This window comes from Desulfobacterales bacterium (assembly GCA_029211065.1).
GTDB lineage: Bacteria > Desulfobacterota > Desulfobacteria > Desulfobacterales > JARGFK01 > JARGFK01.
The window spans coordinates 91,465-103,629 of sequence record JARGFK010000002.1 but is presented as its reverse complement, the minus strand read 5'-3'; the positions used below and the strand labels follow the sequence as shown (position 1 = coordinate 103,629).

General features: G+C 50.6%; 13 protein-coding genes. 3 read left to right on the top strand and 10 right to left on the bottom strand.

The features are described from left to right. Positions 1–128: 128 nt before the first annotated feature. The 8 genes from P1P89_01260 to P1P89_01225 all read right to left on the bottom strand — a co-directional run bounded on the left by P1P89_01260 (position 129) and on the right by P1P89_01225 (position 8,693). Positions 129–602 carry a metallophosphoesterase family protein gene (locus P1P89_01260; GenBank protein MDF1590114.1) on the bottom strand — a complete coding sequence of 158 codons (474 nt, stop codon included), beginning with the start codon at positions 600–602 and terminating at the stop codon, positions 129–131. Positions 603–1,071: 469 nt separating this feature from the next. Beyond that, complete coding sequence (locus P1P89_01255; protein ID MDF1590113.1) at positions 1,072–1,401, bottom strand: DUF4387 domain-containing protein; 330 nt, start codon at positions 1,399–1,401, stop codon at positions 1,072–1,074. 11 nt (positions 1,402–1,412) lie between these two features. After that, on the bottom strand, positions 1,413–2,783 hold the full coding sequence (locus tag P1P89_01250; GenBank protein ID MDF1590112.1) for an acyclic terpene utilization AtuA family protein: 1,371 nt from the start codon (positions 2,781–2,783) through the stop codon (positions 1,413–1,415). Beyond that, positions 2,780–4,675 (bottom strand): TRAP transporter permease, encoded by a 1,896-nt coding sequence (locus P1P89_01245; GenBank protein ID MDF1590111.1) that lies wholly within the window; start codon positions 4,673–4,675, stop codon positions 2,780–2,782. The genes P1P89_01250 and P1P89_01245 overlap by 4 nt, the downstream gene beginning before the upstream one ends. Positions 4,676–4,748: 73 nt before the next feature. Then, the gene (locus P1P89_01240) at positions 4,749–5,723 is read right to left on the bottom strand and encodes a TAXI family TRAP transporter solute-binding subunit (protein MDF1590110.1); all 975 of its coding nucleotides are present in this window, start codon (positions 5,721–5,723) and stop codon (positions 4,749–4,751) included. Positions 5,724–5,781: 58 nt separating this feature from the next. Beyond that, the gene (locus tag P1P89_01235; protein ID MDF1590109.1) at positions 5,782–6,825 is read right to left on the bottom strand and encodes a DUF4392 domain-containing protein; all 1,044 of its coding nucleotides are present in this window, start codon (positions 6,823–6,825) and stop codon (positions 5,782–5,784) included. A gap of 129 nt (positions 6,826–6,954) precedes the next feature. Then, complete coding sequence (locus P1P89_01230; GenBank protein ID MDF1590108.1) at positions 6,955–7,614, bottom strand: TRAP transporter large permease subunit; 660 nt, start codon at positions 7,612–7,614, stop codon at positions 6,955–6,957. Positions 7,615–7,943: 329 nt separating this feature from the next. Beyond that, positions 7,944–8,693 (bottom strand): GntR family transcriptional regulator, encoded by a 750-nt coding sequence (locus tag P1P89_01225; GenBank protein ID MDF1590107.1) that lies wholly within the window; start codon positions 8,691–8,693, stop codon positions 7,944–7,946. Positions 8,694–9,099: 406 nt separating this feature from the next. Here P1P89_01225 and P1P89_01220 point away from each other — a divergent pair, with 406 nt between their 5' ends. From P1P89_01220 to P1P89_01210, 3 genes are all read left to right on the top strand, one after another. Next, on the top strand, positions 9,100–9,417 hold the full coding sequence (locus tag P1P89_01220) for a metalloregulator ArsR/SmtB family transcription factor (GenBank protein MDF1590106.1): 318 nt from the start codon (positions 9,100–9,102) through the stop codon (positions 9,415–9,417). A gap of 67 nt (positions 9,418–9,484) precedes the next feature. Further along, on the top strand, positions 9,485–10,291 hold the full coding sequence (arsM, locus tag P1P89_01215; GenBank protein ID MDF1590105.1) for an arsenite methyltransferase: 807 nt from the start codon (positions 9,485–9,487) through the stop codon (positions 10,289–10,291). Between the two features lie 10 nt (positions 10,292–10,301). Further along, positions 10,302–10,637: a carboxymuconolactone decarboxylase family protein gene (locus tag P1P89_01210; protein ID MDF1590104.1), complete on the top strand. Its 336-nt coding sequence runs from the start codon at positions 10,302–10,304 to the stop codon at positions 10,635–10,637. A gap of 717 nt (positions 10,638–11,354) precedes the next feature. Here the strand turns inward: P1P89_01210 and P1P89_01205 are convergent. Together P1P89_01205 and P1P89_01200 are read right to left on the bottom strand one after the other, a co-directional pair. Then, entirely contained in the window at positions 11,355–11,540 is a 186-nt protein-coding gene (locus tag P1P89_01205) for a hypothetical protein (GenBank protein MDF1590103.1), read from the bottom strand. Positions 11,541–11,724: 184 nt separating this feature from the next. Beyond that, complete coding sequence (locus P1P89_01200; protein ID MDF1590102.1) at positions 11,725–12,105, bottom strand: desulfoferrodoxin family protein; 381 nt, start codon at positions 12,103–12,105, stop codon at positions 11,725–11,727. Positions 12,106–12,165 lie beyond the last annotated feature (60 nt).

Below are 12,165 nucleotides of genomic sequence, written 5' to 3'. Positions count from 1 at the left end.
AATCACACACGCGAAAACAACGAATGCGGGGACGGCAGAATGGCTAAACAAAATTTACGAAGTCAAATTAATCACTTATAATTTCGTCCCTCGTCATTCGTCCCTCGTCACTCGTCACCCTTAAGGCGCTAGTCATCAAGTATAACGATCTCCGGCACCAGCCTTCCGTTTTGAATGACCAGCTTGGCAACCGATAGGGGCTTTCCGGACCTTCGCGGCCCGGCGCTGCCGGGATTGATGTACAGGACGCCTTTGTGTTCGCTGATTGCGGGCTGGTGCGTATGTCCGGAGATGACCGCGGCGATGCCGGCCGCTGTCGGATCCAGGTCCAGATGGTGAAGGTCGTGAATCACGCACAGCCTGTTTTCAGCTATTTCGGTAAGATCGAATGCTGCAAAACCTTCCGCCCAGGTTCCCCTGTCCATGTTGCCCCGGGCGGCCAAAACCGGCGCAATTTTTTTTATTTCCGCCAGAACCTCGGGCGTATCAAAATCCCCGGCATGAACGATCAGGGCTGAACCATTTAATTCATCCACAACACTATTACGCAACAGACCATGGGTGTCTGAAACAATCCCGATAACTGTCTTGTTTTTTTCCACGCGCGAAATACCTTTTGAAACGAATTTAAAAAATAAAACGCCTTTCACCGGCGTTTTTTAGAGGGATTATAACTGGATTTAAAATTTATTAAAACAGATATTTTACTAATGGATAAGTTTCTGGGGGTCGATCTCTTTCCGGCGGATATCCAGCATTTCCTGTGTCGGCGGTTCGGATTCCATAAAACGCCGTTTTTCGTGCTGCATGAAAATGGAACATGTCTCAAAAAATGAGATCGGTTATAGAAGCCATTTCAAAACCTTGGATCAGGTCTGAGAACAAGGCGCAAGCCGATAAAAAAGCGCCGTCCCGCCAAGGCGGGAGGAGTTGTGAGCATTTTGAAGAGGCTCGCAATCCCGCTTACAGCGGGACTATCAGACCTCAGACGGGGTTTTGAAGTGACTTCTAATCACTTCTGCGGCAAGACAGCCGGCGTCATGAATTTATCTGCCGCCAAAGCCTGTTGTTTCATTGTGCCGGCAGCGGTATTTCAACATCCAGCAGCGGCGGGTACTGCTGGCAGCCGAAGATGTCCGCATCACCCGGGCTGCCGCTGGGCTGTTCGCGCCGGATGGTGAACTTGATCGCATAGGCCGGATCGAATTCAAGAAAATCGCTGATACGGTCCTCCGGGATGCTGAATAGCTTTGCCATCGTTTTTTTACTCAACGCCCGGCTCTTTTTCACCAGTTCGTAATTTTCCTTTTCCCGAAAAATAATATCAAAGGTAATCCGGTCCGTGCCCGCATTCTTGCTCCGGATCGTTTTGGCAAGTTCCACCAGCTTTTTTGTTTTCATCAACGCACCTCTCATGATTGGATCGTAAATTCATTGAACCGGATAAATTCCAGCGGATCATCCACCGGCAGTACATGGTTCATGGTCCACATATAGGCCGGCGGCGCCGGCAGAACGCCGTCGACGAGAAATGCGGCCGTGCCGGCGGTCCCTTTCACCTCCGGCAGCCGGGCATAAAAAATCTGCCGGGAACCGATCAGCGCCACCTCCTCGGCCATCTCTTTCGATGGAGCGATGCCTTCTGTGACAACGCAGAGTTCGTGGGACCGGATCTCCTTTACCGGCTCCAGCGCACCCATGACGCCGTTTTTACCGTAGATGTGATAGAAGAGCTGGTAGGTCTGACCGGCAAACCGTTCGTCCACCTGGCTGCGCGCCCAGTCGATGACCTTGTCGATATTGGCAATGGTGTAGGGATCGCGAATACCGACAATGCCGATGAATCGCTCGCCGACTTTTCCCGACCCCTCAAGCTTTACCTTGATTTTTCCCTCGGTGGGAAGAAAGACCTGGCCGGTGATTCGGGTGGTCTTTTCATCCACCTGCTCGTAGCGGCAGTGGGTCATATCGAGGGTGCCGCCCGCAAAATACTCGAAATAGGCATTCGATCGTTCGTACATGGCATGACCGGCCACCGAGGCGATGGTGCAGCGCTGCTTCGGGTGCATGGCCGTAACCTTTACGTCGTCGCGGGTAACGGTTCCGATTACGGTTTCCTTGGCCATGTACGGTTCTGCGCAGAACGAGGCGCATTCCAGGACCTTGCCGACATAATAGGCATGGTTTTCGGGAATCCCCTCGAATATCGCTGCTGCGGCAAAAATAGCGGCATCGCTGCTTCTGCCGCCGATCACCACGTCGGCGCCCATCTCCAGTGCCCGGACAAAGGGATGCACGCCGGCCATGGCCACAATCCGGTCGGTTTTTTCAAGCGCTTCCAGGGTCAGATCCGGGCGGCCTTCCAATCCCGCCACCACGGAGCCTTCTTGCATCTTGTGCTGTACATACGATTTTTCCAGCTCCGAATAGAAGCTGACCAGCTTAAAAGGCGCCAGGCGGTGCTTTTTTGCCAGATCCCGGATCATCTGTACGTACCGGTCGACCCGGCTGTTGGTTCCCGTATCGCCGGCCGAACCCACCATCATGGGCACCCCCTGTTTACGCGCCGCAAGGAGCATAAGCTCCAGATCATGTTTTTGCCACTCATAGGGGCTCACGCAGATATCGCTGCCCAGCGGGTTCGGACCGATATCATCGCTGCCGGAATCGCAGCAGTAATAATCCGGTTTTGTTTCCGCGCCGATCCAGAAGCTTTCCTCCTTGGTCGGCGCAAACCCCATATGTCCGTTGGGGCAAAGAATCCGCATCTGACGCTTCTTCATCTTCTAACCTCCTTAGATTGACTGCTGTTTTTGTTGTAATTTTTTATACGATCCCAATACTTTTGGTATAAAATGAGTGCTATCCCAAGCGCAAAACCGATAATGTCGGTATATACCTCCGGAATAATCAACACCAACCCGGCAAGTGCAAGCAATAGACGTTCAACGAAGCCGCATGCCTTAAAAAAGTATCCGATGACTCCAGCGGCCAGAAAAAACATCCCAATCAGTCCGGTCACGAAAGAATAAACAACTTTTAGAGGAGTTGCCATTCCCAGAAGCGCATTGTTGTAAACGAACATATAAGGAAGAATCCAGGCAGGAAGCGCCAGCTTTATTGCCACACCGGCTGTTTTCAACCAATGCGCCTCTGCAATACCCGCGGCCACATACACGGATAAACAAACCGGCGGTGTAATGGTCCCGAGGATGGAAAAATAAAATATAAACATATGCGCCACAAGCGGTGGAACGCCAAGGGCTATAAGAGCCGGCGCCGCTGCAGCGGCAGCGATAACATAGGCAACGGCCGTGGGTAATTCAAGACCCAGAATTAAACTGCTGAGCATGGAAAGTAAGAGCGCGTAAGGTAAATACCCTCCGGACAACTCGACAATGAGCGTTGTAACCTTGATGCCGAGCCCGGTCATGTTCATTACGCCTAAAACGATTCCGGCACAGGCACATGCGCTGGCGATACCCACAACGTTTTTTGCTCCTTCTTCCAAGGCCTTAAGAATTTTCTTGTAGTTCAGCCTGGTTTTTTTCTTAAAAGAACTTACCAAAAGCGTTGTGATGATTCCATACCAGCAAGCTTTCATGGGCGAATGCCCTTCAATAATAAAATAGATGATGACGATAACCGGGATAAAGAGGTAACCCTGCTGAAATATAATCTTAGTCATCTTTTCACTTTCATGGTCTGAGACCAGGTTGGTTCGATAAGCTTCAAATCTTACGGCCAATAGAACCCCTAAGAAATATAAAACAGCAGGCAGTGCGGCAGCTTTTATAATGTTTGAGTAAGGAATATTGAGCATGTCCGCCATGATGAAGGCGCCGGCTCCCATAATCGGCGGCATGATTTGGGCCCCGGTTGAAGCGACCGCTTCTACCCCAGCGGCAAAGTGAGGTTGATACCCTTTGCTTTTCATCAAGGGTATAGTAAACGAGCCGGTGGTGGCCACATTTGCGGTGGAACTGCCGGTTACGGTTCCCAGAAGCGCGCTGCTGATGACCGCTACTTGTGCCGGACCGCCCGCCAGCCTCCCGGCCAATGCAAAAGAAAAATCCGTAAAAAAATTTCCAACCCCCGCACTATTGAGAATAGAACCAAAGATCATAAACAAAACAAGTACGGTCGACGATACCCCAAGTGGAAGGCTCCAAATGCCGTCGGAGGTCAGGTAAAGATAGCCAAAGATTCTGTCAAACGAAAGACCGGGAAATCCCCAAGAGCGGGGAAAAATATTTCCGAATTTAGCATAAAATAGAAAACAGAATACCAGAATAGGAAGAGCCCATCCGGTGCTGCGACGGGTTGCTTCCAGTATTAACACCACGGTGACCAGGCCGATAAGGGACTGGATGCCTAAGGGAATGCCGCTCTGTTCTCTAATTGCCTCCCAGTTCAGGATAAAGTAACCGCAGCACAACCAGGCGAGCAGCACAATAAAAAAGTCAATTTCAGAGGGATGGTTTTTGTTTAAAGGCTTAAGGAAAAACACCATCGCCAGCACAAACGACAGGTGAACACCGCGCTGAACGAAAACGTCAAAAGGAAGCGTGGCAGCCGTGTACAAATGAAAAATTGCAGTGATCAATGCGATAACACGTAAATAATATGTGATGTGTTCTTGCCTGATAAAGAAAAACAGTTTGCGTGGTTGCATATTTTCCCTCACCTATTGGATGGGTTTTCTACCCGGAAATATTTTTCCGGGTAGAAAACAGCAGCATGAGGTTTTAAGGCATCGCTGCTGCAGGTATTTCAGCCCCCTTTTCTTTGTAATACTTAATGGCGCCTTTATGCACCGGCACCGTTACATATCCGATGTTTTTCAGATCGATTACCTCAGCGCCTTTGGCTGCTTCAACGATAAGTTTCTTGTGTTCATGAATTCCTTTGGCGATTGCGTATACAAGATCGTCAGACACATCGGCCCTGCACATCATCAGTGCCCAGGTGGCGATATTTTGAACAGAGTCCGGGGTTCCCTTATAGTAGGCGCCGCTTGGAAAGCGGCTGGGAGAAAGATGCGGAAGTTTTTCTTTAATTTTTTTTACGTCAGCATCTGAAAATTCGATGACCCTTATCGGTGTGCTCATGGAATATTCCATAAAAACCGGGGTCGATCCACCTAGAAAGTGGGCATCAATCATACCGGTCTTAAGCGCCTGGGCCGCTTCGCTATGGCGATGGTAAGAGGGCGTGATGGGGATATTCAGTTCACTGAATATGCTGGTGCCTGTCTTTTCCGCAGAACTGCCCTTGGGCTGGAGATTAACGCGTTTGTCCTTAAGGTCCCATATGGTCTTAATGGGCGAATCGGCATTGACGATGATATGCCACTGCAATTGGTGAATAGGCGCAATAACATACAGCGGAGTCCCTTTACCCGCGAATACGCCCTTTTTGGCATGCGCCATTCTGGCGGTATCATGTGCGACCAATCCCATGTGTCCATAACCGACAAACATTCTTTTGGCATTATCGATATAACCAGAGGTTGATTCCATCGTAAGGCGAATATCCGGAGCAACTTTTTTGATAACCTTGGCAACCCCGGTGGAATACTGAAATCCTACCCCTCCCACAACCGACGACATAACGACCAGATCCTCTTCTTTAAAAGAAAAGGCATTTATTGCGGTCCCCGCGACCATCATGCTCGCCAAAATTGCTCCGGTTAACCATAGTAGAAACTTTTTTTTTCTCATTTTTTTTCCTCCTTTTTTTATATGTTTGGATATAGGTGCTCTCAAATCCCGATAGACATCAGCGGGAAAGATAGCCTGGAGAAATAGCGGCTTCGACCACTCCCGACAGGAGAGTAATCATGGCCATATGCATCCCGTCTTCCATACCGTCCGCCCCGGGAATGCAAAAACCCGTCATGCCGTCGATGAGCCCTGCATCTGCGCCCATGCGTAGAATTCGAGCCTCCACCCGGGGATCATGGAGTATTGCTGAAGATTTGGATAAGACGGCCAAGGCTGCTAGTATTCCATAGGCGCCCCAGTTGGAGACCGTTGCCGGAACGACAGCATCGGTGACAGTGGCCGGTGCGAGCCCCCCGCCGCAGGGGCACTGACACTTGGCGCCATATGGAATATGTTTTCTGATAACTTCACCAATGGTGCCCATACCAATCTCGTTGCCGCCGTCGCCGATCCCAATAGTTAAAATATTTTTGGCGGCAGCCGCTTCCATCAGCATATCGACTTTTGCCATATCTGCAGTCGTATCAACCCCCCTGCTATTATGAATGACACCCTTTTCGTTCATGCCACCCTTTTCAATGGCGATAACCGCTGTGGGAGAAAAAGTCTCAATCAGCTCAAAAGCGCGCTCTTGCGCCTTTTGCCGGTCTACGGGAAAAGGCAGCACCGCGCATCCATGAATCGGTGACGGCGAGGAGATAGCGGCCACTGCTTCGGGTGCTTCCATAATCCTGAAACCGGCCCCGGTCAGGCATGCTTTCATAGCTTCCGTTAATTGTTGCTCAATTAGAACGATGGGTACCGCATTGAGACCGATATGCAGCCCGCGGGCCAGCGCTGCTGCACCGGGAGGACCGTCCAGCTCGGCAATTGCCGGGTTTATCCAAGGGCGATCAGGCCAGCCTGTCGCAATCAGGACAACACTTCTTTTTGTGACGCGCTCTTTCAATCGTTTGGCGGCCAGCATCGTCAACGGTTCATTAAATTTTTCTCTGGCAAAATTATAAAGGATAGGGATACTTCCCCTTGCCTTCACATCCACAGTAATGAGTCGATCGAGTGCATCTCCTATTTTGGTAAGTCGTTCATTCTCGCCCATATTGTTCACCTCAAATAGTATGTTTTATTATTTTCACTCTTGTCCAAAATAGGCTTAAGAGAGTAATGTTATAAGTCATAAAAAAATCCTCTTTGAGGGCAATATTAATTGATTACCCTAATTCTCAACTCAGGCGGACACTAAGGCTCTCGGCGTAATCAGCTTGTTCAAAACCAGCGCGACGACCGTCAGGCCAAATCCGCTCAGCGAGAGTGTAAAACCGGGAAAAAGCAACAACGCACCGCCGATGAAAAACAGTCCCCGCAGCGGGATGTTAAAGTCGCTGTCTTTCCATCCGAAAAGACCATAGGCCATGGTGAGCGCCCCGATAAAACCGGTTACCGCTGCAAAAACGATGTCCCCAGGCGCTCCCCTTGCAGCAAGCGCCGGATGAATCACCATGAAGTAGGGCACGCAAAAAGCGACCGCCCCGAGTTTCATCGCTTCGAGGCCGGTTTTCATCCAGTCTCCTTTTGAAATGCCGGCGGCCACCACCGCCGCTTCGCATGTCGGCGGCGTGATGGCGCCCAGCACCCCCCAGTAAATGAAAAACAGGTGTGCCGCCACTACATCGACCCCCAGCTTTAACAGCGCCGGTGAGAGGATTGAAACCGAAAGCAGCGCACCAAAAACCACGAACATAGCGATGAAGGTTGCCGACATGCCGGTCACCGAGCCGTAGATCCCCAAGGGTGAATAATAAATGGAGTTGAACAGAAATCGCCAGGAGAGCCCCCGCATCTGCCAGACTCCCCCCAGATAAGGCGCAATAAAAATATAACCAAACACGCTTAACCTTGTAAAGCTGATTTGGATTGATGCCGTTTTGACTGCTGCCGGATTACGAACGTTTGATGCCCTCCCTTAATGGAGCATAAAAGTGAAGTGAAAAGACGGACTGGTAATTACCAGTTATGCTGGTAATTACCAGTGTTGTGGGCAGCGTGTCAAGAAAAATTTTAAAAAAATTAATTTCAAATTATATTATTCTGTTACACACTTTTTCGTAAAATTCTTTCCGATTTGAGCGACTCAAGACAGGCATCAGATGCAGCAATGAAGTATCAGTTGGAGGAAGAGAGTTGATCGACTTTTAGCGGACATCAATTTAGCTTCAGCTATGCGGAGAATTCTCTGAGGATATGAAATTTATATCTGTCGGCACGATAGGTGGCCTTGCGGAACTCAAGGGGTTCCTGATTTCCATTCAGGAAAATCGATGTAATCAGCAATACCGGCGCACCCTTTTCCAGATTCAGGACCTGGGACAAGCGGTCATCGGCTGCCGTCGCCTCAAAGGTCTGATTGACCGTGGCCGGGAAAATACCGGTGGGTTCTCCGTACAGATCGTATGTTGAAAAAGGAATTCCCTTTTTTCCCCGACCTATCGCTTCCCCGATCATCTTCCGACCGATTTTCGGATGAAAAAAGGATTCATACAACACCAGGGGGTCTTCATCCCCCTTGCCCAGTAACGCCAGCTTTTGAAAAAGCGTGGCAATGGGCAGATTAAAGACCTTTGACACATGCGCATCGGCGGCGATCGACTCCATGGACAGAATCGCAGTGGAAGGCTTCAAACCCAGCTCCAGAACCGTCCGGCTGAAATTGACGATGCGCGCCAGCCCCTGCTTAATCTTTGACGGGGCGACAAATGTCCCCTTTCCATGTTTGCGGTAAAGCATGCCTTCATTGGTCATCTCTTCAATACAGCGCCGCACCGTGATGCGGCTCATACTGTATTGCTGACAGAGACTTCTCTCCGAAGGTATTAACTGGCCCGGCTTGAAAAGCCCGGTTTCAATCTGATCGTAAAGACTTTTTTTAAGCTGCTTGTACAGCGGTACGGATCCGTTGATTTTTTCCAATGAAAACTCCTGTGAGCCTTTTATTTGTTTCATAACATCAATTAGCGTTTTTTTTCAACACCCGGGTGAATATCGGTAGAATAAAAACACTGGTTATCTATAAAATCTAACTGGACTTAAACGAAGTCGCCATGGTGATTCGATTTGAAGCGTGTGACTGTCTGAACGGATTAGGGCGCGTTGGATGGAACCGCATAAAGATCGTTTTCGGTATCATCCATTATCGAATTCATGCTTGAAGGGATGCTGCGGGTTCGATCCGGTTCCGTGCACCGCCCCCTTATGCGTGAGTTTCACACGCGCAGAATCGGATTATTATGGCGGCCACGCACCTTGCTATGGCTTTTTGGATGACCATGTAAAAAAATGCTTGACAAAAACTGCGGCGCTGACTATAGTTCGATATATGCCGAACAATAAAACCAAAAATATTGAAAAATTTGCTGATATTTTCAAAGCCCTGTCCAATCCCAACCGCCTGCGGATCTTCCTGCGGCTTGTGAGCGGCTGCCGACCCGGGACCGTCAGCGTGATCGACGCCAATGATTCAGCCTGCGTGAGCGATCTCGGCCAAAACCTGGGGATCGTAAAATCAACGATTTCACATCACATCAAGGAATTAAAACGGGTCGGTCTGATCCGGACCCGGCGCCAGGGCCAGAAAATCGAATGCTGGGTTGCGCCGGACATCGTGGACGCGCTCAGAGAATTTTTTTCATATTAACCTGAACCAAAAAATTTTGGCTTATTTGTTCGATAGTTGTCGAACAGACGGTCAAGGGAGGTGGCCCATGGAAAAACAGTCCAGCGACAGTATACGGAACACTGTCAGAAAATATTACGGCAAGGTGACGGAAAAAAATAATCCTGCGCCCGGGTGGGGCAGCACCTGCTGCGGCAATGGGCCCGGGTCGTTTCCGGTGGACACAATCGGCCGCACCATCGGGTATTCAACTGAAGACCTGGCCGCTGCCCCAGTGGGCGCCAATCTGGGGCTCGGCTGCGGCAACCCCCATTTATTGGCCGGCCTGAAACCGGGGGAAACCGTTCTGGATCTGGGCAGCGGCGGCGGGTTCGACTGCTTTATTGCCGCCAAAAAAGTCGGTGAAACCGGCCGGGTGATCGGGGTGGACATGACCCCGGAAATGATAACCAAAGCACGCCGGAATGCCGCCACGGTTGGGGCAACAAATGTGGATTTCAGGCTTGCGGAAATCGAACGCCTGCCGGTGGAAGACGGCTGCATCGACATTGTCATCTCCAACTGCGTCATCAACCTATCACCGGACAAACCCGCTGTAATCAGCGAGATCTTTCGGGTTTTAAAGCCCGGGGGGCGCCTGGCAATTTCAGATATCGTCGCCACCACCCCTCTTCCGCCGGACGTTTGCAGCGATCCCCTGCTCCTGTGCGGATGCATCGGCGGGGCGGCAGCGGTCGATGAGCTGTCTGCCATTCTGCGCAAGACCGGCTTTACAGACATTGCCATTCAGCCCCGTGAAGAAAGCCGCCGGATCATTCAGGAATGGTTCCCGGACCATAAAATAGCGCCGTATGTCGCCGCAGCAACCATCACCGCCATAAAACCATCAGCCTAAGGAGGAAACCATGAAAACCAATCTTAAGGGACTCGATCCGGAAACCCAGATATTAATCTCACTGGGGGCTGCCGTGGCCTGCGGTTGCCAGCCCTGTCTGGAAAAAATCGTCGCCCAGGCCCGCACCGCCGGCATCAATGAAGCCAAACTTAAAAATGCGGCCATCATCGGTCAGTTCGTTAAAGACCAGCCCGCCGCGCACATGAAGCAACTGGCAGATCGGTTGCTGGGCACCCATCTGTCCGCAGGGCAGCAGGGTGCCGGATGTCCCATGGACCCGGCGGAGGCTTCCGCCAGACCGGACAAACCGGCAGCCGCCCCCGCCGGCTGCGGTTGTTCCGGCTAAAGATATATTTTTTGTTATCAGTTCGGATATATTGCGAAATTGAAGAGCCCTGCAGTCCCGCCACCGCGGGACGGGGAATGCGCTCGCTGCTGCGATTCATGCTTTTTTGCTGAAAAAACGGTGCCTTTTAAAATGCATGGCAGGGATGAATCTCGGCCCTGATGACTTGACGGTCTTTTTTCTACAGTCCGTTTCCCCACAGGGCATGATAAAGGCCCCGTGCAGCGCTGCGAATTAATCTTGTGATTATTCGACGCGGCGCTGCCGCGCCAGTGAGCACCGCATTGGACCATGAGGGCAATACCAAAAGATAATGAATAGAGGAGAAAAACCATAATGCATGTACTTCGTTGTTTTCGACTATCCTAACATATGTTTCGCCCTGTTGGTTGCAGGTTTTTCTTTATTGCATGTAACGGTTCACGGCCGCCACGAATACCGTATAACCTCTTCTTTGCAGCCGTCCACGCATGTGCCGCATAGAATGCACTCTACGTTTTCCATGCGGCCCTGATTCACCATATCCTCAACCGGGAGGCTCATGGGGCAGTGCGCCGTACAGGCATGACAATGTTTGCAGATTTCCGGGCCAGACTTTAGCTGCAGCGAATTCCATTAATATGATGCCTTTTCGTATTTTCTGCCTGGTTTTCACATGACACCTGAAATGGGTCTGGAAGCTGTTGTGGCGGAAAATTGCGACTGCAGACAGCAGGCTTAAAAGTTGGCCAGGATGCCGAAAAATCCATGAATGCAGGCTACAACAAACAGCAGGATACCCGTTTTTCGGTGAACGCCGAACTTAACCTTGACCCAGTGCAGGCCGGTAGAAAGCTGAAACAGCAGCAGCAAAAAATTGACAACTCCCAAAATTAAAATAATTGAAACGCCGCCAATGACCATAGCAAAACTTTTTTTTATTTTTTTCCCTTCTCCCTATCCGCTGAAAAGGGGGGCCGAGGATTCGAGGCGTCAGGGGCTTGCGGCGAGCCCTACGGCAGTGGGCTCAGGGCCGAACGACTCAGCCGAACGGTTCAAGGGTTGGGTCATTTAATGTTTCCAACCCTCCAGCTTCCCTCGTCACTCATTACTGCAGTTGGATCATTTTTTTGGCCGGCCCCTGGCCGCCGTGCAAATTGCAGTTTGCCTCGGCCACAATCTCCATCGGCTCGGTGACCGTCAGTTTTATTTCCTTGGTGAATTTGGCGTCCTCAGGCCGGTTGCCTGCGGAATATTCCCACAAAGCCGCATCCTTGCCGTTTACGATGACTTTTACCCAGTTCGTATAATGGAAGTAGTTGTTGGCGCTGTGGGTGATATGGATCTTGACCGTAATTTCCGTTCCCTTCGCCGCCTGGTCGGGTGCCTCAATGGTCACCGCGGATTTATCAGCCAGGGAGACCCCGCTACAAAAGGTAATTACCAGGACCATCACCGCCATTAATATTCCGACCCTTTTGATTTTCATACGTTTAATCCTCCTGATCATCAGCTTAACCGTGTTGTTGCAAAAACCGAGGATGCCCGG